We start from the raw sequence: 23,019 nt of genomic DNA, 5'->3' as shown, positions 1-23,019 counted from the left end.
GGAGCGGTGAGGTGGTGTGCCCGCGCCTGTCGGCGTCGGGCGGGGGAGAGAAGAGTTGGGCGGGGGCCGAGGAAGGGGGCGGCCCGGGCTAGGGGCGGTCGAGGATCTCGGCGACGACCCGGTGACCGGAGCGGATCGCGCCCTCCATCAGACCGAAGTACGCGGTGCTGGTCTCGGTGCCGGCCCAGTGCACCCGCCGGTGCGGCTCGGTCAGCGTCGGGCCGAGCCGCGTCCAGTCGCCCGGGCCCATCAGGGCGGCGTAACAGCCCTGGCTGAACGGGTCGTTGAGCCAGTCGGTGACGTGGAAGCCGGACGGCTCGGGGAGCATCGGGAACAGCCGCGCGGCCTGGGCGAGCGCCTCGGCCCGCTGCTGCCGCGCGGTGAGCGCGGCGAAGCGGTGGGCCTCGGCGCCGGTGACGAAGCCGGTCAGGACGCCGACCCCGGCCGCAGGGGAGTCGTCCACGGTGGACAGCAGCGGGCCCCGGGCGTTGACGGACCAGCCGGAGAGGCCGTGGTCGCGCCAGAGCGGCGCCGGGTAGACCAGGTGGACCTTGACGGCGCAGCCGCGGGCACTGCGCCCGCCGGCCCGGGGCGCCGGCAGGGCGGGCCGGTACGCGATCGCGTCGGCGAGCAGCGGGGGCAGCGCCACCACCGCGACGTCCGCCCGGTACGCGCCCCGGTCGGTGCGGGCGGTCACCGCCCGGTCGTCCTGGTGGACGGCCCGGACCTGCTCGCCGAGCCGTACCCGGTCGCCCAGCCGTTCGGCGAGCCGCTCGCACAGCTGGTGGGCGCCGCCGTCGACGCGGTCCTGCTGGGCGCCGCCGGCGAAGGCGTTGAGGTAGCGCAGGCCGCCGCCGGAGCGCAGGTAGAAGGCGAGGTGCAGGACGGAGATGTCGGCGGGGTCGGCGGCGCACATCTCGCCGAGGAAGAGCGGGAAGAAGAGCCTGGCGTCCGGGTGGCTGAGGTGCCGGTCGGCCCATTCGGCGGCGGTCAGGGCGTCCAGCCGTTCGGCGTCCGGCGTCAGCCAGGGGGACTGCGGCCGTACGGCGGCGGTGAGTTCGGCGAGTCGATCGAACAGGTCGCCGAGCGCGACGGCGTTGAGCGGGGGGAACCGGCCGTCCCGGGTGGCGGCCTCGTCCTCCCCGCCGTCCGGCGTGCCGGTGCGGAGGGCGAACCGGCTGGCGCCGAGCATCGTGGTGGGGGTGGTCTTGAGGCCCGACTCGGCCAGCAGGGCGGCCAGTTCGGTGTGCTGGTCGCCGAGGTAGGCGGCGCCGGCGTCGACCCAGGTGCCGGGGGCGGCCTCGATGCCGCGGGTGCGTCCGCCGACCCGGTCGCGGGCCTCCAAGACGGTGACGTCGAATCCCCGGGCGGTCAGTCCGGTCGCCGCGGTGAGCCCGGCCAGGCCGGCGCCGACCACGAGCGCGCTGCGTCTTTGGTCCTCGCTCATGCGGCGGCCGCGATGCGCTGTGCGAGGGCGACCGGGGTGGGCGCGAGCAGGAAGTCGTCGAAGGTCAGCTCGACGCCGTGGGTGCGGGCGACGGCGCTCAGCACCCGGGTGGCGAGCAGGGAGTCGCCACCGAGGTCGAAGAAGTCGGCGTCGTCGGCGACGTCCTCGCGTTCCAGGACGCGTCGGAAGAGGGCGACCAGCGCCCGTGCCGTGGCGGGGGTGGTGAGGTCAGTGCTCAAGGGAGGTCTCCTTCGACCTGTCGGGGGCGGTCGCCGCGTAGCGCAGGTGGCAGCCGGCCCGGTCGATCTTTCCGCTCGGGGTGTGCACCAGCCTGGGCACGACGGTGATCCGGCCGGGCACGAGGTGGCCGGGGACCCGGGCCCGCAGGTAGGCCAGCAGGTCGCGGTCCAACTGCCCGGCGGGCGTGCGGGGGTGCGCCACCACGTAGGCGACCAGGGTGGTGCGCCCGGCCGCGGTGGTGCCGGTGACGGCGGCTGCGGTGACGCCGGGGTGGCCGGTGAGGTGCGCCTCGACCTCGGCCGGGTCCACCCGGATGCCGCGGACCTTCAACTCGCCGTCCAGCCGGCCCCGGTGGGTGAGCAGTCCGTCCGGGTCGCGGCTCATCCGGTCCCCGGTGCGGAAGTACCGTCGGCCGTCCCGGGTGACGAAGCGCGCCGCCGTCGCCTCGGGCAGGCCGAGGTAGCCGAGCGCGAGGGCCGGGCCGCCGACCAGCAGTTCGCCGTCCGCCTCGAGGAGTTCGACGACGTGCGGCAGGGCGTGCCCGATCGGCGTGGGGGCGGTGCCGTCCCAGGTCCGCCCGGGCGCGAGCGGGCCGGCGAGGTCCACGGCGTGGGTGATCTGGGTGGTCTCGGTGCAGCCGTAGGTGTTCAGCAGCCGGATGCCCCCGGTCGGCAGCCGGGCCCAGTCGGCCAGCCGGGCCGGGCCGGCCGCCTCCCCGCCGATCACCAGCAGGCGCAGGCAGGAGGGGAGGCGGTCCCCCGATTCGACGAGGTGGTGGACCAGTTCGTGCCAGAAGGCGGTCGGCAGGTCCAGCACGGTGATCCGCTCGCGCTCCACCAGCCGCAGGAAGCGGGGGAACGAGCCGCTGTGCGCGTCCCGGTCCAGGACGAGGGTCGCGCCCGTGGTGAGCGTCGGAAGGATCTCCTCGAAGCAGGTGTCCCAGTTGAGCGAGGCGAACTGGAGCACCCGGTCCTCGGGGGTGAGGTGGAACAGCGCGCCCAGGGCGCGCGCGGTGACCGAGACGGCCCCGCGGGGTGTCACGACGGGTTTCGGCTGCCCGGTCGAACCCGAGGTGAAGAGAATGTGGGCCGGCCGTTCCGGACTCGCCCCGGCCGGGTCCGGCGGGGGACTTCCCGGAGGGTCGTCGGGGAATTCCGCCGGTGCCGGTAACTCCACTGAACGGGCGTTCAGTCCGAGTACGTCGCCGGACCTTCCGGACAACGCGGTTCGGCACTGTGCGGCCGCCGCCATGGCGTGTCGGCGGGCCGCCGGGAATACCGGGTCGACGGGGCAGTAGGTGCCGCCCGCGGCCAGCACGCCGAGGAGTGCGACCACGGTTTCCGGCGCGTGGACCGCCGGTACGGCGACCGTGCCGGGATCCGGGCCCAGGCGCGTGGCCAGGGCGTTCGCCGACTCCTGGAGCCGGCGGTAACTCAGGGCGTGTCCGTTGTGGACGATCGCCGGACGACGGGGATTTCGACGTGCGATATCACTGAACACGTCAAGTAGGTCGGGAGCGACCTGAAGGGAACCGCGATTGTTTGACATGCCCGCCCCAAATGGCCGCTGAGAGCGCTGAGAACTGCCCATCCGTGCTCGGCGAACGGCGACTCTACCTTCGAACATGCGTGGCGACAATGGATGTTGAGGCTGTTCTTCCAAGAGTCCGTGGTGGAACTGTGAACCGCGCCCGGGAGTCCGGTCGTTCGGGTAAGGACGGTGCGAGCGTGACGCTCTGACGGTCCGTCGGCTCGACTTCGGCGGTCCCGTCGATCCGTTCCGCGACGGATCCGCTCCGAACGCTTGCCCGACCGCCCGGGGGTTCGCTTGACTGTCCGTCGGAACAGGAGGGCGGATGCTCGACTACGACGCCGAGGCGCGGGAGTACGACGCCTCGCGCGGGGGCGAACCACGAGCGGCAGCCGCCGCGGAGGCCGTCGAGCGGCTGCTCCCGGCGGAGACCGGGACGGTGGTGGACGTCGCGTGCGGGACGGGCATCGTGACCGCGCGGCTGCGCAGGCCGGGCCGAGCCGTCCTGGGCGTCGACCGCTCGCCCGCCATGCTGCGCCTCGCGGAGCAGCGCCTCCCGGGCGCGGTGGTCCGCGGCGACGCCACCCGACTGCCGGTCCGGGACGGCGGCGTGGACGCCGTACTGCTGGTCTGGCTGCTCCACCTGCTGCCGGAGGCCGCACCCGTCCTGGCCGAGGCCCGCCGGGTGCTGCGGCCCGGCGGAGTGCTGATCACCACGGTGGACAAGGACGACGCCTGCTTCACCGAGCCGAGCGACCTCGCCGACGTCACGGCGCCGCTGCGCCGGCGGTACGCGCCGCAGGTGACGGACGCCGCCGAGCGGCTGGCGCGGCAGGCGGCCGACCTCGGCCTGCGCCCCGCCGGAGCGACGGCCTTCCGCGGTGCCGGGCAGGGCCGCAGTCCGCGTGCGTGGCGGCAGGCCGTCGAACGGGGCCGCATCCCGTGGTGCGCCGATCCCGGCGACGCGGCCGCCACCGTACGGGCGCTGGCGGCCCTGCCCGACCAGGACCGGCCGCGCCCGGACCCGCACTACCGCCTGCTGGCGTTCCGGGCCTGAGCGCGCTCCGAGATGCCCCGGGCCGGGCCGCGCGGGCCCGCCCCGGGCCCCGGTGGTTGCCCGGGTCGCGGCGGGTCGCCTGGCGCGCGGACGGTTCCCCGGGGTGGTGGAGCCCGGCCGCTCAGGTCCCGAGCGGCGCCTCCCAGACCAGCCGGGTCCCGCCGCCCCCGCCGTCCGCCGGGCCGAGGGTGAAGGCGCCGCCGACGTGCTCGGCGCGCTCGGCGAGGTTGCGCAGGCCGCTGCGCCGGCCGCCCTCCGGCACGCCCACCCCGTCGTCGGTCACCGTGAGCACCACCTGCCCGGCCAGGGCCCGCAGGGACACCTCGACCCGGGTGGCGCGGGCGTGCCGGGCGGCGTTGCTCAGCGCCTCGGCGAGGACGGCCACCACGTGCTCGGCCAGTTCGCGGGGCACGTCGGTGTCGAGCAGGCCCTCCATGCTCAGGCGGGGCGCGAAGCCGAGCGGCCCCTGCGCCTCGGTGACGACCCGGGTGGCGCGGGCGCGCAGGCCGCGGTCCGGCTCGCCGTGGGCGCGCAGGCCGAAGATCGTCGAACGGATGATCTTGATGGTCTCGTCCAGGTCCGCGACCGCCCGGGCCACCCGGTCCGCGGCGGCCGGGCTGTCGATCAGCCGGCCCGCGCTCTGCAGGGTCATCCCGGTGGCGAACAGCCGCTGGATGGCCAGGTCGTGCAGGTCCCGGGCGATCCGGTCGCGCTCCTCCAGCAGGGTCAACTGCTCGGCGTCGCGCCGCCGTTCGGCCAACTCCAGGGCCAGCGCCGCCTGGTCGGCGAAGCCCAGCAGCGGGCCGGTCTCCTCCGGCCCGAAGGCGGGCCACCCCTGCGCCCGGGCCAGCAGCAGCACTCCGCGCCCGTACCCGGGGCCGGTGCCCAGCGGTACCGCGACGGCCGGGCCCAGCCCGTCGAAGCGGCCCGCCGGACCGGCCGGGTAACGGGCGTCGCAGGCCAGTTCGTCACTGGTGACCGGCGAACCCGAGACGTACGCGGCGCCGGACAGGGTGCCGTCGACCGGTACCGTCACCCCCAGCCGGGCGTCCGGCGCGCCGCCGAGCGCGACCTCCACCGTGAGCTCCTCGGCCCGCTCCTGCGGGCCGGCCAGCGCCACCGAGACGTCCGCGAGCTCGGCGCCCGCGATCTCCCGGGCGCGCCGGGCGATCAGCTCGACCACCTCGAGCCGCGGTGCGCCCGACAGCAGGCTGCGGGTGATCTCGGTGCTCGCCCGCAGCCAGCGCTGGCGCAGCTGCGCCTCCTCGTACAGCCGGGCGTTGTCGATCGCCACCCCGGCCGCGACCGCCAGGGTGGCGATCACCGCCTCGTCGTCCTCGTCGAAGTCCAACCCGCCGCGCTTGTCGGTCAGGTAGAGGTGGCCGAACACCTCGCCGCGCACCCGCACCGGCACCCCCAGGAAGGTGTGCATCGGCGGGTGGTTCGCCGGGAAGCCGACCGAGGCCGGGTGGTCGGACAGCACCGGGCAGCGCAGCGGCTGCGGACGGTGGATCAGCTCGCCGAGGATGCCCCGGCCGGACGGCGGGGCGCCGATCTCGGCGATCTCCGCCTCGGAGAGGCCCACCGTCAGGAACTGCGACAGCGAGTGCCCGTCCGGCCCGATCACCCCCAGCGCGCCGTAGCGGGCGTCCACCAGGTCGGCCGCGGCCGCCACGATCCGGTGCAGCGCCTGGGCGAGGTCCAGCTCACGGCCGACCGCGAGCACCGCCTCCAGCAGGTGGTGCACCCGGTCCTGCGTCCCGCGTGCCGCGTCGATCCGCCACTGGAGCTCCTCCAGCAGCTCGTCCAGGCGCAGTCGGGGCATCCGCGCCCCGCCGCCCACCGCACCACCGTCCGCTCCGCCCACCGCTGTCCTCCTCGTTCCCGTCCGGTCGCCGGATCGTCCGACCGCCGGACCGTGCCGGACCGTCGGACCGTCGGACCTTCCGACCGCGCGACCCCGCCCCGACCCGCCGAGGACCCCGGCCACCCCCGACCGTCCGGCGCCAGGCCGTCCGGCCGCCCGCCGGTGTCGGCCGGGCCGGATCCGGCGCCGTCCGACCAGCGCTGACGCCCGTTCACACGCTAGTGCCCGGCGTCGGCCGGTCAGCGGCCGGGGTCGCGTAGGGTGCGGACCGGACGGGTCCTTCGTCCCGCGGACGGGGGGCTTGCGGCCTCTGGCGGAGTGCGGGTCCGGACCACAGGGTGGGGGCAGGAACGGACGGTCGTCCGGGCGCACCGTCCCGGCGCCGACACAGTGGAGGAACGCTCATGACGTCAACCGTTGCGGCCGGGATCGACGGCTCGCCCACCAGCACGGCCGCCGCCCGTTGGGCCGCCGAGGAGGCCGTGCGGCGCGGGGCGTCGTTGCGGCTGGTGCACGCCTGGCCGTGGCTGACCGACGGCGTGGCCTCCTTCGCCGAGCCGGACGACCTCCCGGAGGCCGCCCAGCGCACCCTGGCGGCGGCCGCCGAGGAGGTCCGCGCGCACCACCCGCGGCTGACCGTGGACACCGACGCCGTCCTGGACGCCCCGGTGGACGGACTGGTGGCGGCGGCCGAGGACGCCGACCTGCTGGTGCTCGGCTCGCGCGGCCTCGGCGGCTTCAGCGGGCTGCTGCTCGGCTCGGTGAGCATGGCGGTGGCCGGACGCAGCGCGACGCCCGTCGTGGTGGTGCGCGAGCCCGCCGCGGAGCGGCCGGGCTCCGGCGAGGTGGTGGTCGGGGTGGACGCCCACGGCGCCGAGGAAGAGGTCCTGGCCTTCGCCTTCCGCGAGGCGGCGTTGCGCGGTGCCCGGCTGCGGGCGGTGCACGGCTGGGACCTCCCGCCGCTGTTCGGCTACGCGGGCGGTGCCGTTCCGGCGGGTGAGGTCGCGCAGCTGGAGGCGCTGGAGGCGAAGCTGCTGTCGCTCGCCCTGGCCGGGCAGCGCGAGCGGCACCCCGAGGTCGAGGTGGTCGAGGACGTCCGGCTGGGCGCCGCCCGGGGCCTGGTCGAGACCTCCGCCGGGGCCGCCCTGGTCGTGGTCGGCCGGCGCGGGCGTGCCGTCGAGCTCGGCCCCCGGCTCGGCCGCACCGCGCACGCGGTGCTGCACCACGCCGAGGCGCCGGTCGCGGTCGTTCCGCACGCCTGACGCACGACCGCCTGATGCACGACCGCCTGACGCACGACCGACGTACGACCGACGCGCTGCGGCGAGGGACGGCGAGAAGGCGAGGGACGGTGCACAGCGCGGGGGCGGCACGCAGTGGCGCCGGCAGACCGGCGCCTGTCGGCGCACGGCCGGGTGCCCTGCCGCCCCGGAGGCCGGCACTGCGGCGGCCTGCCGGCCGCCCCGGACCGCCGCGCCCCGGGCGGTCGGCCGGGTGCACCCTCGGCGGGGCGGCCGGCAGCCCGCCCGCAGGGAGTGGTGCGCGGCCGCGCCCCACAACGGGCCGCCCACCAATGATTTCCACGGCCGCCGTCCCGCCGAGGTTCATCCGGGCCGCTTCGGCACGCTGCCTCATCGCGGCCGCGCCCCCGGGGGCAGCACCCGGGCGACCAGCCGCAGCGGCGGGCTGTGCCGGAAGGTGAGGGTGAAGCCCACCCACTGGCCGGTCCGCAGCGGCGGCGGGGCGGTGATCATCAGATCGGCGTCCTCGGGAGACATCGCCAGCTCGCCCCGGGCGGGCACCGGCAGCGCGGCGACCGGTTCCCAGCGGCCTGCCGCGCCCTGGTGGAGGTGCCGCTTCAGGGTGATCGGCCCGCCGAACTCCCAGGCGGCACCGATCAGTTCGTCGGTGGTGTCGCCCGGGTTGCGGACCGTGAAGAAGGCCGTCGTGGCGGAGGCCGCGTCCACCGCCGGCAGGAGCACCCAGCCGGCGTCGGCCTCCACCGGCCGGGGGCCGCCGGCCCCGCCGACCGCCGTCCAGCCGGTGAGCAGGGCCAGCGCGAGCGCCGCCGCGCCGACCGGTGGGCCGACCACCCCGAGCCGCTCCGGCCGCCTCATCGCCGCGCCCCCTCGTTCCGCCCGCCACGCCGTCCGCCCGGACGGCCGCCGGTGCGGCGGTCGGGCCGTCCGTTCCGGCCGCCGCCGCGGTGGCCGTACGCCGCCCCGGCGCCGTGGCCGCCGCGCCCCGGCTGCCAGGTGCGCAGCCGGAGGCTGTTGCCCACCACCAGCAGCGAGCTCAGCGACATCGCGAGCGCGGCCAGCATCGGGTTCAGCAGCCCGACGGCCGCCAGCGGGATGAGCACCAGGTTGTAGCCGAAGGCCCACAGCAGGTTGGCCCGGATCGTGGCCAGGGTGCGCCGGGCCAGCCGGACGGCGTCCACCACCGCCTCGATGTCCCCGCGCACCAGGGTCAGCCCGGCGGCGCCGATCGCGGCGTCGCTGCCGGAGGCCAGCGCCACCCCGAGGTCGGCCGAGGCCAGCGCGACCGCGTCGTTGACGCCGTCGCCGACCACCGCCACCGTCCGCCCCGCGGAGCGCAGTTCGGCGACCACCTCGGCCTTGCGCTCGGGGGAGGCCGAGGAGTGCACCCGCCCGATGCCCAGCTCGGCCGCCACTGCGTGGGCCGCGCCCGGGCCGTCGCCGGTCAGCAGGACGGTCTCCAGGCCCATCCCGCGCAGCCGGTGGAGGGCCCGCCAACTGCCCGAGCGGACCGTGTCGCCGACCGCCAGGACGGCCGCGGGCCGCCCGTCCACCTCCACCAGTACGGCGGTGCGGCCCGCGTCCCCGGCGGCCGTCACCGCCTCGGCCAGCTCCGGCGGCAGCACGGCCGCGTCCGGTCGCACGACCCGGACGGCGTGGCCGTCGACCGTGCCGGACACCCCGAGGCCGGCGGTCGCGGCGAAACCGTCCACCCTCGGCAGGGCCCCGCCGCAGCGTTCCCGGGCGGCGGCCGCGACGGCCCGTCCGATCGGGTGCTCCGAGCGGTGCTCGACCGCCCCGGCCAGCCGCAGCACCCGGTCCCGCGCGAGCCCTGCGGGCGTCCCGTCGGCCGGGCCGCGGGCCGGCGTCACCGCGGCGACCTCCATCCGCCCGGTGGTGAGGGTGCCGGTCTTGTCCAACACCACGGTGTCCACCCGGCGCAGGCTCTCCAGCACCTCCGGACCGCGCACCAGCACCCCCAGTTCGGCGCCGCGTCCGGTCGCCGCGAGCAGCGCGGTCGGGGTCGCCAGGCCCAGCGCGCACGGGCAGGCCACCACCAGCACCGCGACCGCCGCCGTGACCGCTGCCTGCGGGGCCGCGCCGGCCCCCAGCCAGAAGCCCAGCACGCAGACCGCGACCGTCAGCACGCAGGGCACGAACACCCCGGCCACCGCGTCCGCCAACCGCTGGGCACGCGCCTTGCCGGCCTGGGCGTCCGCCACCAGCGCGGTGATCCGGGCCAGTTGGGTGTCCGCCCCGACCGCCGTCGCCCGGACCACCAGCGCGCCGCCGACGTTCACCGTCGCCCCCGCCACCCGGTCGCCCGGGCCGACCTCGACCGGCACGCTCTCGCCGGTCAACAGGCTCAGGTCCAGTGCCGAACCGCCCTCGACCACCACGCCGTCGGTGGCCACCCGCTCGCCCGGGCGCACCACGAACTCCTGCCCGGGCAGCAGCCGTTCGATCGGAATGAGCCGTTCCTCGCCGTCCGCCGCCCGGACGCACACCTGCTTGGCTCCCAGCTCGGCCAGCGCCCGCAGCGCGGAGCCGCTGCGCCGCCGCACCCGGCCCTCCAGCAGTCGCCCGGCCAGCACGAACAGCGGCACACCGACCGCCGCCTCCAGGTAGACGTGCGCGGTGCCGGCGCCGTCGGCGGTGAGCGAGAAGGGCATCCGCATGCCCGACCGCCCGGCCCCGCCGAGGAGCAGCGCGTACGCGGACCACCCGAAGGAGGCCAGCACCCCCAGGCTGACCAGGGTGTCCATGGTCGCGGCGGCGTGCCGCAACCCCTGCCAGGCCCGGCGGTGGAACCCGGCCGAACCCCAGGTCACCACCGGGAGGGCCAGCAGGAAGCACACCCACTGCCAGCCGGTGAACTGCGCCGCGGGCACCATCGACACCACCAGCACCGGGACGGCCGCCAGTGCGGTCACCAGCAGGCGGCGGCGCTCGTCCGGCTCCTCCCCGGGCGGCCCGGCGGACGGCTCCTCGGGGGCCAACTCCGCGGTGTAGCCCGCCCGTTCGACCGCGGCCACGAGGTCGGCGACGGACACCCCGGCCGGGTGCAGCACCCGGGCGCGGCCGGTGGCCAGGTTCACCCCCGCGGTGACCCCGTCGATCCGGGCCAGCCGCTTCTCCACCCGGCTCACGCACGCCGCGCAGGTCATCCCGCCGACCGCCAGATCGGTGGACACCACGGCGCCCGCCTCCGTGACCCGGCTCACCGCATCCCGCCCATGTCGTGCCCACCCGCGCCCGGCGAGGCACCGCCCCCGCCGCTCGGCCGCAGCCCGGGCGCCACCGGCCCCGCCTGCCGGCCCACCCCGTACGCCACCGCGAACACCACCACCAGCAGCAGGGCGAACCCCACCAGCACACTCGACGGCCGGACACCCGGCGATTTCGCACTCACCCCCCAGCAGTCGGGCGGAGATCGCGCGTGGTTCCCGTGCGTCCGGGGATTCCCGAGGTGACACCCGCCACTGTCGGTCGGCCCCGCCGTGCGATCACCTCGCGTGCAGGGCACCGCACGGAAGGGTCGACACGCCACGCGGGCGACGCTGCAGCGGACGTGGAACCGGGGTCAGGGCCGCACACTGCGCGGGCCGGCCACGGCTGCGCCCAGCGCGCCGACGCGGGAGCGGAGTTCGCGGTCGGCGGTGACGACCAGGCAGGGCCGCTGCGGGTGTTCGGCGCGGGCCGCGCGGACCAGCTCCACGATCCGGTCGTCCCCGCTGCCGCTCGCCGCGACCACCCGCACCTCGGGCAGGGCGGCCACGCCCCGGGCGGCGCCCTCCACCACCAGGACCACCTCCACCGGGCCGGGCAGCTCGGGCAGGCCCCGGGCGGCGAGCGGGACCAGGGAGTCCCGCAGCCGCTCGGCGGCGCCGAGCCGGTCGCGCCACCAGCCGTCGGGCACCGACCCGACCACGTTCGCGCCGTCCACCACCAGGAGGGGCGGCGGCGCGGCCTCGTTCTCGTCCATGACCGCCAAGCCTGCCAGCTCGCTCGCCGCTCGGCAGCGCGGGCGGGTGCCGGGCCCGGTCAGGCCAGGGTGATGCGGATGCCGACGGTCCCGCGCTCGCCCCGGCGCAGCCGGCTGCCGAGCAGGGTGAGCACGCCGAGCAGGCCGTACTTCTGCCGCAGCAGGGTGCGGTAGGCGGCGGTGCGTTCGGGGCCGAGGATCTCGGCGGTCGCCGGGTGCTGGCGGCCGGTCGGCCGTCCCTTGACGTCGCACGGGCCGACCAGGACGTCCGCGCGGTTGCGGATCCGCTTGACCTTCCAGGAGTCCGCGACGGTCCAGATGCCGAGCGCGTCCCCGTCGCGCACCACCCAGACCGGGGTCGGCACCGCGGTGCCGTCCTTCCGGTAGGTGGTGACGAGCAGATAGCTCCCGGAGGAGAGGCTGACGATCCGGGCGAGCCGGTCCGCGGCGGCGGGGTCGGGCGTGGTCATGGCCCGAGTGTAGAGGGAGCGGCCCGCGGGTCAGTGCCTGCGGCGGGGGCGGCCGTGCAGGACGGCGCGGACACGGCGGGACAGGCGGCGGCTGCGGCGGCCGCTGACACCGGTGTGGCCGATCGCGACGGCGCCGCCGGTGGGGGCCGCCCCGGCCGCCGGTGCGGTGCGGCTGCGGTGGCGGGCGGCGCGGGCGGTGCCCCAGGCGGCGAGGACGGCACCGAGGAGGCCGGCCGACCAGAGGACGGGGGCGAGGCCGGGCCCGCTGTGCAGCACGGGCGTGCGGGCCCACGGCGGCACCTGGGCGTCGGCCTCGGCTTCCGCGGCACCGGGCGAGGCGCCGGGGGAGCCGGCCTTCGGGGCGCCGAGGTCATCGACCAGCCGCCCGACCGGCTGGACCTTCCCGGCCGCGGCGAAGCCCCAGTCCAGCAGGCTGGCGGCCTCGTCGTAGACGGTGCCCTGCGCCTCCGGGTGCATCACCGTCACCAGCAGGGTGCGTCCGTTGCGTTCGGCGGCGCCGGTGAAGGTGGCGCCCGCGTTGGTGGTGTAGCCGTTCTTGACGCCGATCAGGCCGGGGTACTTGCCGAGCAGCCGGTCGGTGTTGGCGATGTCGAAGGAGGTGCGCTGGCCGGTGGTCTTGTCCACACCGCCGGGGAAGCGCGCGGTGCGGGTGGAGCAGTACGAACGGAAGTCGGCGTTGCGCAGCCCGGCGCGGGCGAACAGGGTCAGGTCGTAGGCCGAGGAGACCTGCCCGTCCATGTCGTAGCCGTCGGGGGAGACGACCTTGGTGTCCTTCGCCTGGAGGGACTGCGCGCGGGCCTGCATCTCGGCGACGGTCTGCCGGACGCCCCCGTTCATGTTCGCCAGGACGTGCACGGCGTCGTTGCCGGAGCTGAGGAAGACGCCCCGCCAGAGGTCCTCGACCCGGTACGGCAGGTTCTCCTTGACGCCGACCAGGCTGCTGCCGGCGCCGAGGTCGGCGAGCTCGGCGGCGGTGACCTTGTGCTCCAGCGAGCGGTCGAGCTTGGGCAGCACGGTGTCCGCGAACAGCATCTTGAGGGTGCTGGCCGGCGGCAGCGGCCGGTGGGGGTCGCGGGCGGCGAGCACCTCGCCGGTGTTCGCGTCGGCGACCAGCCAGGACCGGCCGCTCAGCCCGGCGGGCAGGGCGGGCGCACCGGTCAGCGGCGCGACCTGGACGTCCGACCGGCCGAGGCGCTCGCCGCCGACGACGCCGGAGGCGTCCCGGGCGGAGCTGCCGGAGCTGCCGGAGGTGGCGGGGCTGCCGAGACCTCCGCCGCCGCCGAACGCGGCGGGGGCCGCGACGGCGAGCACCAGGGCGGAGGCCGCGGAGGCGGCGGCCATCCCGGTGACGGAAAGTGACTTCTGCTGCACGCGCTTTGACTGCACACCGCGAACGTACCGGCGCCGGCGTCGGCCCGCCGCGCCTGCTGCTCCGTCCGGAGAAACCGCACCGGGGAGCGCGGGGAGCGGCGCCCGCGACTTTGGTGTCCCCGGTCCACGCCGAAAGTCGGATGAACCGGCGGGGGCGGAGTTCCTAGGCTCGGTGCCATGAAGACCCTGCTCGGCTACCTCGGTTTCGTACTGATCCTCGGCGGCGGCTCCGGCCTGCTGGCCGACCGCCTCGGGGGCTTCCGGCTGTTCGGCTTCGTCCGCCTCCTGGTGCCGGCCGGCCACGAGACGGTGGGGTACGCGGCCCTGCTGGTGCTCGGCGTGCTGCTGTCGATTCCGGCGGCCCGCCAGGATTAGGCCGTGTCCGGGCTGTCCGGGGTTGTGTCCGCGGCCATGTCCGGGGCCCTGTCCCGGGCGCCCTGGCCCGGGGCTCCGGCCGCCACGCCGTCGAGCAGCACCGCGAGCCCGGTGCGGAAGACCTCCCGGCCGCTGTCCTCGGGGGCTCCGCCGGTGGCGCTCTGCAACGCGGTCAGCAGGGGGAAGCGCTCGGGGAAGTCCGGTGCGAGCTCGGCCAGTCGGGCCGAGCGGGCGGCCCACCAGTCCTCGTCCGCGATGCCGGTGGCGGCTGCCGCGCCGCGGGCGTCGGCGGTGGCGGCGGCCGTGCCGCGGACGAACTGCCAGAGCGCTGCGACCGCCCCGCGCAGCCGCTCCGGTGAAAGCGCGGCCGGTTGGAGCGCGGTCAACAGGCGCTCCATCGCCGCCAGTTCCGCGGGGCCGAGGACGGGGCGCGCCTGCGAGACCTGGAGCATCCAGGGGTGGCGCAGGTAACAGTCGTACAGCTGCTCCGCCCAGTTGGTGACGGCCGCCCGCCAGTCGTCGAACGCCGTTGCTCCGCCGGGCAGTTCGGCGAGTGCCCGGTCGTGCATCAGGTCCAGCAGTTCGGCTTTCCCGGGGACGTACGTGTAGAGCGCCATCGCGGTGCGGCCGAGCCGTTCGCCCACGGCGCGCATGGACAGTGCGGCCATCCCGTCGGCGTCCGCCACGGCGATTCCGGCGGACACGATCGCGTCCACACTCAGGCCCGGTTTGGGGCCGCTCCGCCCGGTGCGCACCTCCTCGGGCGCTCCCCAGAGCAGGGTGAGCGAGCGGCGGGGGTCGCCCTGCCCGGCGTAGACGGTCATCCAGATCTCCTTATGGCGTAAAGTATCCTCACCAAGCAATGCTTTATGCCGTAAGGTTACCGATCGAAGGAGCCCCGCGATGACCCTGCCCGTCACCGTCCTCGACGTCGTGGCGGTCCGCCGGATCACTCCGCGCACCGCCCGGATCACCTTCGAGGCCCAAGCCCTGGCCGACGACGTCGGCGGCACGCCCGACCAGCAGCTCAAGCTGTGCTTCCCGCGCCCCGGGCAGCGTGAGCCGGTGCTGCCCGCGCAGCAGGACGACCCGATGGGCTGGTACCGGGCCTACCTGGCGATCCCCGAGGCCGAGCGCCCGCTGCTGCGCAGCTTCACCCTGCGCCGCCGGCAGCCCGGCACCCGCCGGATCGAGATCGACTTCGTGCTGCACGGCAGCACCGGACCGGCCGCCGCGTGGGCGCTGCGGGCCGCGCCGGGGGACCGGCTCGGCATGGTCGGCCCGTCCGCGCTGTACGCCCCGCCGGTGCCGTTCGCCGAGGCCGCGGCGGCCGCCGACTGGGTGCTGCTGGCCGGGGACGAGACCGCGCTGCCCGCCCTGGCGACGCTGCTGGAGGCGCTGCCCGCGGCGGTGCGGGCGCTGGCCTGGATCGAGGTCGCCGACGCGGCGGAGCGTCAGGAGCTGGTGAGCCGTGCCGACCTGGAGGTGCGGTGGGTCCACCGTGACGGCGCCGCCCCCGGCGCCGCGCTGGCGGCGGCCTTCCGAGGCGCCGAGCCGCCGGCGGGCGATCCCCTCGTCTGGCTGGCCGGGGAGGCGGGGGCGGTGCGGGCGCTGCGCCGCCGCCTGGTGGAGGAGTGGGGGGTGGCGAAGTCGCAGATCGACTTCACCGGGTACTGGCGCCACCGGCTCACCCAGGACGACGCGCCGACCGCCGAGGACCTGGCGGACGCTCAGGAGCGGCTGGCGGCCCGGTCCTGATATCCGCGTTTCACCCGCGGCCGGCCGGGAAGGACGGTCGAGGTGTCGGCGAAGTGTCGAAGTGTCGACAAATAGGCTGCGCGCGGGAATCCACGGGGTCGGAAGTGGCGGTGTTCCGCCAGTGTCGAGAGTCCGCCACGTGCATTTCCGCCGCCTCGACCGCTGGTTTCGACCGTCTCTGACCGGCTCTGATCGGTGAAAAAGGGACGGACTCGGCGGGATTCATACTGTTAATTTTACTAGCCGATGGTCATTTTTACTTTCTGATGGGAATTTCCCCCCTTGTCGGGGTCCTGGCGGATGCGCTGGAATGCGTCCGCTGTCGGGACGCGCGGTCCGGAGCAACCACGCGTCCGACCAGGATCCGCGTACGCTGGGCCGCGCAACCTGACGTCTCATCAGACGAAAGGATGTCCATTGATCGGCTGGCGGAAGACCCAGCTTGCAGCCGCCGTCACGATCACCGCCGCGTCCATGGTCCTGAGCCTCGGGACCATCGCCGACGCGGCTCCGGCCCAGGATCCGCAGAACGCCCAGGCGGCGTCCGCGGACGGGGCGCCGGCGCCGGTGATCGTGATCCTGAAGGACCAGATAGCGGACGCCCCGGCCGACCACGGCCACCTGGGCGCCCGCGAGCAGAAGACCGCCGGCGCGCAGGCACCGCTGCTGGCGACGGTCAAGGCCAACGGCGGCACCAACATCAAGAGCTTCGTGGTCGGCAACGCCTTCTCTGCCACGGTGAGCCCGGCGCTGCGCGCCAAGCTGCAGGCCGACCCGGCGGTCGCCGCCGTGGTGGCGGACACCCAGGTGCAGGTGGCCCCGGTCGCCGCGACCAAGGCGAAGAAGGACGCGGAGGCGGCCGCGGCGCCGTCGGCCAAGGCCGGCGCCGCTCCGAAGGCCGTTCCGGGCAGCAACGGCCAGGCCGAGGAGAACGCGACCAACGCGGTCTGCCCCGCGGACCCGTCGAAGCCGCTGCTGGAGCCCGAGGGCCTCTACTCGGTGCACGGCGTGACCGGCAACGGCCAGCCCGGTGCTGCCGACCTCGCCACCGGCAAGGGGGTCAAGGTCGCCTACATCGCCGACGGCCTCGACCCGGACAACCCGGACTTCATCCGGGCCGACGGTTCGCACGCCGTGGTCGACTACCAGGACTTCGCGGGTGACGGCTGGGGCGCGCCGACCGGTGCCGCCGAGGCCTTCGGCGACGCCTCGGCGGTCATCGCCCAGGGCCGCCAGACCTACGACCTCTCGCAGTTCGTCAACCCCTCGCACCCGCTTCCGGCCGGCTGCAACATCCGCATCAAGGGCCTGGCCCCGGACGCGGACCTGGTCGCCCTGAAGGCCGGCGGCGAGATCATGTCGAACTCGTCGATCCTGCAGTCCATCGACTACGCGGTGCGGGTCGCCCACGTCGACGTGCTGAACGAGTCCTTCGGCGGCAACGTCACCCCGGACAGCGGCGCGCACGACACCATCTCGCTCTTCAACGACCAGGCCGTCAAGGCCGGGGTCACGGTCTCCGTCTCCTCCGGTGACGCGGGCCTGAGCGGCACCATCGGCACCCCGTCCACCGACCCGAACGTGATCTCGGTCGGCGCCTCGACGGACAACCAGAACTACCAGCAGACCGGTTACGCGGCCTCCCAGTTCTCCAACAAGACCTGGAGCAACAGCCGCATCTCCGCGCTGTCCTCGGGCGGCTTCACCCAGGCCGGCCGGACGGTCGACCTGGTCGCCCCGGGCGAGTCGGACTGGGCGCTGTGCACCCCCGACACCACCAAGTACACCGACTGCACCGGCTTCAACGGCAAGCCCTCGCCGATCCAGCCCTTCGGCGGGACCAGCCAGTCCGCCCCGTTCGTCACCGGCGCGGCGGCCCTGGTCATCCAGGCCTACCGCGACACCCACGGCGGCGACTCGCCCTCCCCGGCCCTGGTGAAGAAGTTCCTCACCGGTACGGCCACCGACCTCGGCGTCCCGGCCGAGGAGCAGGGCGCCGGTCTGCTGAACGTCCGGGCCGCCGTCGAGGCCGCCCGCGGCTACGACGACGGCGACGGCACCGACGGCGCCAGGACCGTGGTGGTCGACACCGGCCAGCTGAGCATCTCCGGCACCCCGGGCTCGACCCACACCGCCGAGGTCTCCGTCACCAACACCAGTGACGAGCCCCAGACGGTGAGCGCCGCGACCCGCAGCTTCGCGCCGCTGGCCGCCGACCAGCAGACCGTCAAGCTGGACTCGTCGGCCAAGGACACCTTCAAGTACGCCACCAACGGTGCCGACTGGGTCCAGAAGCAGGTCAAGTTCACCGTTCCGGCCGGCGCCGACCGCCTCGCGGCGTCGATCGCCTGGCACGGCGGCCCGAACCCGGTCACCAACGGGCCGGTGGTCCGCATGACGCTGCTCGACCCGTCGGGCCGCTTCGAGACCAACACCCGTCCGCAGGGCGGCGCCACTCCGGCCAACTACGGCCTGGTGGACGTCCCGCACCCGGTGGCCGGCGAGTGGACCGCGATCCTCTACACGCCCTCGGGCAAGGCCGGCTACACCGGTGACGTCCAGCTCGGCACCTCCACCCAGCGCGCGGTCCCGGCCGGCGCGGTGAGCCCGAACAGCACCGAGCTGCGGCCCGGTCAGACGAAGACGCTGAAGGTCCAGGTCACCACCCCGGCGACCAGCGGCGACTCGAGCGAGGCGGTCACCGTCTCCAGCTCGAACGGCCGCACCACCAGCGTTCCGGTCATCCTGCGCAGCCTCGTCCCGGTCACCAACGGCACCGGCACCTTCACCGGCACCATCACCGGCGGCAACGGCCGCGGCTCCTCGCCGACGCAGAGCTTCACCTACGGCTTCGACGTGCCCAAGGGCCAGAAGGACGTACGGGTCGGCGTCACCGTCGCCAAGGACGCCAACCTGCTCATGCAGGGCGCGCTGATCAGCCCGAACGGCACCCCGATCGACATCGAGGGCAACGGGCTGTTCGACGCCCAGGGCAACCTGACCGGCACCGGCAACGGCGTCTCGGCCACCACCGTCAACCCGGCCGAGGGCCACTGGCGGTTCGTCCTGAACGTCCTCGGCCCGGTCAGCGGCCAGGAGCTCGCCCAGGACTTCACCGGCACCATCGCGTTCAACCGCGACCAGGCCACCGCGGCCGGTCTGCCGAACGACGCCCGCACCAAGCTGGCGGCCGGCAAGCCGGTCACCGTGCAGGTGAACTACACCAACACCACCGGCGCCACCCAGCGGATCGCCGCCGACGCCCGGCTGGACAAGCGGGTCGACCTGCCGCTCGTGCCGCAGGGCGCCTCGGCCTCCGTCAACCTGCCGCTGAGCCTCACCTCCTCGGTGCCCGGCTTCCTGGTGCCCCCGGGCACCGACCAGCTCAAGGCCGTGGCGGCGTCCTCGACGCCGGCGCAGATCGAGCTGAGCGCCACCACCGGCTCGCCGGACCTGTTCGGTGACCTCAAGAAGGCCCAGGACGGCTCGACCATCTCGGTCGTCACCGACAAGGGCAGCGCCGAGCAGCCGGTCGTCCCCGGCTCCTGGGGCACCTTCGTCCAGCAGATCGGCCCGTTCGGCAACGGCGGTGCCCCGACCGGCACCTCCACGATCAGCGCCACCGCCCACACCCTGGCGTTCGACCCGGCGCTGGCCTCCAGCACCGGTGACCCGTACGCCTCCGGTGTCGACGCCTCCGCCCTGGCCGCCAAGCCGGTGACCGTCGCGCCCGGCGCCACCGGGTCGCTGCAGGTGACCGTCACCCCGACCGGCCCGAAGGGCAGCACGGTCAAGGGTGTGCTCTACCTGGTGTCGGGCCCGAGCTTCGTGCCGACCGCCAACAACGCGCTGGGCACCACCGGTTCGGTGCTCGCCGCGATCCCGTACAGCTACACGGTGAACTGACGCCCGATCGGTTCGATGTCGTAGCCCGAGGCCGAGGCCGTCCCGGAACACCGGGGCGGCCTCGGCCGCTTCGCGTGGCCGGGTGACGAGGAGAGGGGGTTCCGGACGCGCCGCGCTGGGAAGGGTCGGATTCGAACTGACCTTTCTGTCGAGCCCGACCGGGGAGCGGATGTGAACGACGCGATCAAGCACAGCCACGTCGAGGTGAACGGCGTCCGGCTGCACCTCGCGGAACAGGGGGAGGGGCCGCTGGTCCTGCTGCTGCACGGCTTCCCGGAGAGCTGGTACTCCTGGCGGCACCAGTTCGCCCCGCTCGCCGAGGCCGGCTACCGGGTGGTCGCCCCGGACCAGCGCGGCTACGCCCGCAGCTCCCAGCCCGAGGACGTGGACGCCTACTCCCTGCTGCACCTCGTCGGGGACGTGACGGCGCTGATCGGCGCACTGGGCGAGGAGCGGGCCGTCGTGGTGGGGCACGACTGGGGTGCGCCGGTCGCCTGGGCCACCGCCGCGCTGCGGCCCGACCTGGTGCGCGGCGTGGCCGGACTGAGCGTGCCGCCGCTGCCGGCCGGGCCCGGACCGCTGCAGGCCGCCCGGGAGAACTTCGGCGAGGGCTTCTACCAGATCTACTTCCAGGAGCCGGGCCGCGCCGACGCCGAGTTGGCGGCCGACGTGCGGGCCAGCCTGCGCCGCATCCTCTGCGGCGTCCAGCCCGACGGAGAGCCGCGGCCCTGGGTCGTTCCCGAGGGCGCCAAGCTGCTGGACACCATCCCGGAGCCGTCGCGGCTGCCGGACTGGCTCACCGAGGCGGACCTCGACGCGTTCGCGGCCGACTACGCCCTGCACGGCGAGCGCGCCTTCACCGGGGGGCTCAACTGGTACCGCAACATCGACCGGAACAACGAGCTGATGGCGGCGTTCGCCGGCAAGCGGATCGACGTGCCCGCGCTGTACGTGGCGGGTGAGCAGGACCTGGTCAACGCGATGATCCCGCCGGAGGTGATGGCCCACCTGCTGACGGAGGTGACACCCCGGCTGCAGCGGCACGTCCGGCTGCCGGAGACCGGCCACTGGACGCAGCAGGAGCGCCCGGCCGAGGTGACGGAGGCACTGCTCGGCTTCCTGAAGTCCCTCGACTGAGCCGGCCCGGGCGCGTTCGGCGGCCTCCGCCGGGCGCGCCCTACACCGGCAGCAGCCGGGCGATCAGCTCGCCGAGCCGGCGGGCGTTGCGGCAGGAGTGCATCTCCACGACGTCCGCGTACCCGAGCGCGGCGGAGTCGCCGGTCGGCCAGAGCGCCGGCGGCTCGGGGTTGAGCCAGAACACCCGCCGGGCGCGGTCGGCGATCCGGCGCAGCGCGGCCAGGTTGGGGTCGCGGTGGTTGGTGCGGGCGTCGCCGAGGACCAGCACACAGGTGCGCGGGCCGACCGCGTCCAGGTGGTGGTCGGCGAACTCGCCGAGTGCGGAGCCGTAGTCGCTGTTGCCGTGGTGGCCCGTCACCCCGGCCTCGGTGAGGATCCGGGCGGCCAGCCGGGCCGGGTCCGCGTCGGCGTCCCGCAGCAACTCGGTGACCTCGGCGGTGCGGTTGACGAACGCGAACACCCGGACCTTGCTGAACTGCTCGCTCATGGCCCGCACCAGCAGCATCGTGAAGTCCGCGAAGCCCGACACCGAGCCGGACACGTCGCACAGCAGCACCAGCTCCGGCCGGGCCGGGCGGCGCAGCCGGTACGCCGGGCGCAGCGGCACCCCGCCGGTGCCGAGCGAGCGGCGCAGGGTGCGGCGCAGGTCGATCCTTCCCCGGGCGGCGCGGCGGCGCCGGGCGGCCAGCCGGGTCGCCAGCTTGCGGGCCAACGGGTGGACGGTGCGGCGCAGTTCGGCGAGCTGGTCGCGGCCGGCGTAGAGGAAGTCGATCCGGTCGGGGGTGGGGGCGACGGCGCGTTCGGCGATCCGCTCGGCGCCCTGCCGTTCGGCGACGCGGCGGCGGGCCTCGCCGGTGACCAGGGCGCGGAAACCCTGGATGCGGCGGCGGATCTCGTCGGCGAGGACGCGGTCGGAGACGTCGGCGGCGGAGCCGTCCGCACCGGGGGCCTCGCGGAGGGCGGCTTCGCGCAGGGCCGCCTCGCGCAGCGCGGCGTCGCGCAGCGCCGCGAGGACCCGGGCGAGCAGCGTCTCGGGGGAGAGCCGACCGAGTGCCTGGTGGGCGGACCAGCCGTCGGAGCCGGGCGTGCCGCCGGTGCCGTACCGGCCGAAGGCCTCCACCACCTCGGCGGCCAGACGCGCCTGGGCGGCGCGGTCGTCGGCGGCCAGGGCGGCGGCGAGGCGTTCGCGCAGCTGTTCGCGGAGCGGGTCGGGGCGGCCGAACCGCGGTGGCTCGGGGTCGTCCGGCACCGGCGGCGGGTCGGTGCGCAGCGCCTCGGGGGTGCCGACGCCGCGCGGGAAGAACAGGTCGAAGGCGGCGTCGAAGACCGGCCGTTGGCCGTCCGAGCGGAGCAGGGCGGCCGCCAGTCCGGCCCGCATCTGCTCGCGGTCGGTGAAGCCGAGCACGTCCAGCACGGCGGCGGCGTCCACCGTCTCGGCGGGGCCGATCCGCAGGCCGTGCCCGCGCAGGGCGCGGACCAGGCCGGTCAGCCGGGCGGCGGGGTCGGCGGCCTGCGGCGCCGTCATGCGAGGGAGAGCTTCTGGGCGGCCCTCCGGACGTCGTCCTGGTGCTTGAGGATCACCCCGAGGGTGTCCCGGACCACCGTGTCGTCCAGGGTGTCCGCGCCGAGGGCGAGCAGGGTGCGGGCCCAGTCGACGGTCTCGGCGACGGACGGCGCCTTGCGCAGCTCCATCGCCCGCAGGGCGCCGACCACCCGGACCACGGAGGCGGCCAGGGTGTCGTCCAGGCCGGGCACCTTGAGCCGGACGATCCGGCGCTCCAACTCGGCGTCCGGGTAGTCGAGGTGGAGGAAGAGGCAGCGGCGGCGCAGCGCCTCGGAGAGTTCCCGGGTGGCGTTTGAGGTGAGCAGCACGAAGGGCCTGCGGGTCGCGGTGATGGTGCCGAGTTCGGGGACGGTCACCTGGAAGTCGCTGAGCACCTCCAGCAGCAGCGCCTCGACCTCGACGTCCGCCTTGTCCATCTCGTCGATCAGCAGGACGGTGGGGTCCTCGCCGCGGATGGCGGTCAGCAGCGGGCGGGTGAGCAGGAACTCCTCGCCGAAGATGTCGGTGCGGGCCTGGTCCCAGCCCTCGTCCCGACCGGCGGTGATCCGCAGCAGCTGCTTGGCGTGGTTCCACTCGTACAGCGCGCGGGCCTCGTCGATGCCCTCGTAGCACTGCAGCCGGACCAGCCGGGCCCGCCCGAGTTCGGCCACCGCCTTGGCGAGTTCGGTCTTGCCGACCCCGGCGGGGCCCTCGACCAGCAGCGGCTTGCCGAGCCGGTCGGCGAGGTAGACGGTGGTGGCCACGGCGGTGGAGGCCAGGTAGCCGGTCGCGGCGAGTCGCTCGGCGGTGTCCGCCACGGAGGCGAAGAAGCCCGTCCCCTCGCGGGTGCCGCCGCTGCCGCCGTCGCCGCCGTTCGTGCTGCTGCCGCTGGCCATCTGCCCGCCCCGTTCCGGTTCGCCGTGTCCTGCGCCGTCACCCTACCGGCCGGTCACTTCCTTGTCCCGGGTCGTCGGCGTGCACACGGGCGGCACGGGCGGCACTGGCCGCACGGGCGGCACGGGGGGCATGCGCGGCACGGGGGCATGGGCGGGC

Annotated in this window: 19 protein-coding genes; 6 read left to right on the top strand and 13 right to left on the bottom strand. The window is 75.4% G+C overall.

What is annotated here, in order from left to right; genetic code table 11:
* Positions 1 to 88 precede the first annotated feature (88 nt).
* Genes ABT247_RS05580 through ABT247_RS05570 form a run of 3 tightly spaced genes read right to left on the bottom strand, consistent with a single transcriptional unit; the run spans position 89 to position 3,235 of the window.
* Complete coding sequence (locus tag ABT247_RS05580; RefSeq protein ID WP_350738377.1) at positions 89 to 1,447, bottom strand: flavin monoamine oxidase family protein; 1,359 nt, start codon at positions 1,445 to 1,447, stop codon at positions 89 to 91.
* Positions 1,444 to 1,686 carry a phosphopantetheine-binding protein gene (locus ABT247_RS05575; RefSeq protein ID WP_350738373.1) on the bottom strand — a complete coding sequence of 81 codons (243 nt, stop codon included), beginning with the start codon at positions 1,684 to 1,686 and terminating at the stop codon, positions 1,444 to 1,446. The genes ABT247_RS05580 and ABT247_RS05575 overlap by 4 nt, the downstream gene beginning before the upstream one ends.
* Positions 1,676 to 3,235 (bottom strand): AMP-binding protein, encoded by a 1,560-nt coding sequence (locus ABT247_RS05570; protein WP_350738370.1) that lies wholly within the window; start codon positions 3,233 to 3,235, stop codon positions 1,676 to 1,678. Before ABT247_RS05570 ends, ABT247_RS05575 begins: the two co-directional genes overlap by 11 nt.
* Positions 3,236 to 3,542: 307 nt before the next feature.
* Here ABT247_RS05570 and ABT247_RS05565 point away from each other — a divergent pair, with 307 nt between their 5' ends.
* The gene (locus ABT247_RS05565) at positions 3,543 to 4,274 is read left to right on the top strand and encodes a class I SAM-dependent methyltransferase (protein WP_350738367.1); all 732 of its coding nucleotides are present in this window, start codon (positions 3,543 to 3,545) and stop codon (positions 4,272 to 4,274) included.
* Positions 4,275 to 4,395: 121 nt separating this feature from the next.
* Here ABT247_RS05565 and ABT247_RS05560 read toward each other — a convergent pair whose 3' ends face one another.
* A complete protein-coding gene (locus tag ABT247_RS05560; protein WP_350738443.1) occupies positions 4,396 to 6,099 on the bottom strand; it encodes a sensor histidine kinase in 1,704 nt (567 codons plus the stop codon).
* A 446-nt stretch (positions 6,100 to 6,545) separates the two neighbouring features.
* On the opposite strand from ABT247_RS05560, the gene ABT247_RS05555 reads away from it, so the two are divergent.
* Positions 6,546 to 7,403, top strand: coding sequence for a universal stress protein (locus tag ABT247_RS05555; protein ID WP_350738365.1), 858 nt, complete (start codon positions 6,546 to 6,548; stop codon positions 7,401 to 7,403).
* Between the two features lie 369 nt (positions 7,404 to 7,772).
* Here ABT247_RS05555 and ABT247_RS05550 read toward each other — a convergent pair whose 3' ends face one another.
* The 6 genes from ABT247_RS05550 to ABT247_RS05525 all read right to left on the bottom strand — a co-directional run bounded on the left by ABT247_RS05550 (position 7,773) and on the right by ABT247_RS05525 (position 13,262).
* Entirely contained in the window at positions 7,773 to 8,258 is a 486-nt protein-coding gene (locus ABT247_RS05550) for a copper chaperone PCu(A)C (protein WP_350738362.1), read from the bottom strand.
* Positions 8,255 to 10,567, bottom strand: a complete 2,313-nt coding sequence (locus ABT247_RS05545) for a heavy metal translocating P-type ATPase (protein ID WP_502892386.1) — start codon at positions 10,565 to 10,567, stop codon at positions 8,255 to 8,257. The genes ABT247_RS05550 and ABT247_RS05545 overlap by 4 nt, the downstream gene beginning before the upstream one ends.
* Positions 10,568 to 10,620: 53 nt before the next feature.
* Positions 10,621 to 10,770 (bottom strand): hypothetical protein, encoded by a 150-nt coding sequence (locus ABT247_RS05540; protein ID WP_350738357.1) that lies wholly within the window; start codon positions 10,768 to 10,770, stop codon positions 10,621 to 10,623.
* A 213-nt stretch (positions 10,771 to 10,983) separates the two neighbouring features.
* The gene (locus tag ABT247_RS05535) at positions 10,984 to 11,385 is read right to left on the bottom strand and encodes a PIN domain-containing protein (protein WP_350738354.1); all 402 of its coding nucleotides are present in this window, start codon (positions 11,383 to 11,385) and stop codon (positions 10,984 to 10,986) included.
* A 59-nt stretch (positions 11,386 to 11,444) separates the two neighbouring features.
* On the bottom strand, positions 11,445 to 11,855 hold the full coding sequence (locus ABT247_RS05530) for a PPOX class F420-dependent oxidoreductase (RefSeq protein ID WP_350738351.1): 411 nt from the start codon (positions 11,853 to 11,855) through the stop codon (positions 11,445 to 11,447).
* A gap of 30 nt (positions 11,856 to 11,885) precedes the next feature.
* Positions 11,886 to 13,262: a D-alanyl-D-alanine carboxypeptidase family protein gene (locus ABT247_RS05525; protein WP_502892385.1), complete on the bottom strand. Its 1,377-nt coding sequence runs from the start codon at positions 13,260 to 13,262 to the stop codon at positions 11,886 to 11,888.
* Positions 13,263 to 13,424: 162 nt separating this feature from the next.
* Here ABT247_RS05525 and ABT247_RS05520 point away from each other — a divergent pair, with 162 nt between their 5' ends.
* Positions 13,425 to 13,622, top strand: a complete 198-nt coding sequence (locus ABT247_RS05520) for a hypothetical protein (RefSeq protein WP_350738348.1) — start codon at positions 13,425 to 13,427, stop codon at positions 13,620 to 13,622.
* On the opposite strand, the gene ABT247_RS05515 is transcribed toward ABT247_RS05520, so the two are convergent.
* Complete coding sequence (locus ABT247_RS05515) at positions 13,619 to 14,446, bottom strand: TetR/AcrR family transcriptional regulator (RefSeq protein WP_350738345.1); 828 nt, start codon at positions 14,444 to 14,446, stop codon at positions 13,619 to 13,621. The two genes, ABT247_RS05520 and ABT247_RS05515, sit on opposite strands and share 4 nt — an antisense overlap.
* Positions 14,447 to 14,525: 79 nt before the next feature.
* On the opposite strand from ABT247_RS05515, the gene ABT247_RS05510 reads away from it, so the two are divergent.
* The 3 genes from ABT247_RS05510 (at position 14,526) to ABT247_RS05500 (ending at position 20,423) form a co-directional block, all read left to right on the top strand.
* The gene (locus ABT247_RS05510; protein WP_350738342.1) at positions 14,526 to 15,380 is read left to right on the top strand and encodes a siderophore-interacting protein; all 855 of its coding nucleotides are present in this window, start codon (positions 14,526 to 14,528) and stop codon (positions 15,378 to 15,380) included.
* A gap of 417 nt (positions 15,381 to 15,797) precedes the next feature.
* Positions 15,798 to 19,286 (top strand): S8 family serine peptidase, encoded by a 3,489-nt coding sequence (locus ABT247_RS05505; protein ID WP_350738339.1) that lies wholly within the window; start codon positions 15,798 to 15,800, stop codon positions 19,284 to 19,286.
* Positions 19,287 to 19,457: 171 nt separating this feature from the next.
* Positions 19,458 to 20,423, top strand: a complete 966-nt coding sequence (locus ABT247_RS05500) for an alpha/beta fold hydrolase (protein WP_350738336.1) — start codon at positions 19,458 to 19,460, stop codon at positions 20,421 to 20,423.
* Positions 20,424 to 20,463: 40 nt separating this feature from the next.
* Here the strand turns inward: ABT247_RS05500 and ABT247_RS05495 are convergent, their stop codons facing one another.
* Complete coding sequence (locus tag ABT247_RS05495; protein WP_350738333.1) at positions 20,464 to 21,948, bottom strand: VWA domain-containing protein; 1,485 nt, start codon at positions 21,946 to 21,948, stop codon at positions 20,464 to 20,466.
* Positions 21,945 to 22,862: an AAA family ATPase gene (locus ABT247_RS05490; protein ID WP_350738330.1), complete on the bottom strand. Its 918-nt coding sequence runs from the start codon at positions 22,860 to 22,862 to the stop codon at positions 21,945 to 21,947. Before ABT247_RS05490 ends, ABT247_RS05495 begins: the two co-directional genes overlap by 4 nt.
* Between the last annotated feature and the right edge of the window lie 157 nt (positions 22,863 to 23,019).

Source organism: Kitasatospora sp. NPDC001539, assembly GCF_040298565.1.
GTDB lineage: Bacteria > Actinomycetota > Actinomycetes > Streptomycetales > Streptomycetaceae > Kitasatospora.
The sequence above is the reverse complement of the archived record's forward strand: the minus strand, read 5'-3'. Positions and strand labels throughout refer to the sequence as shown.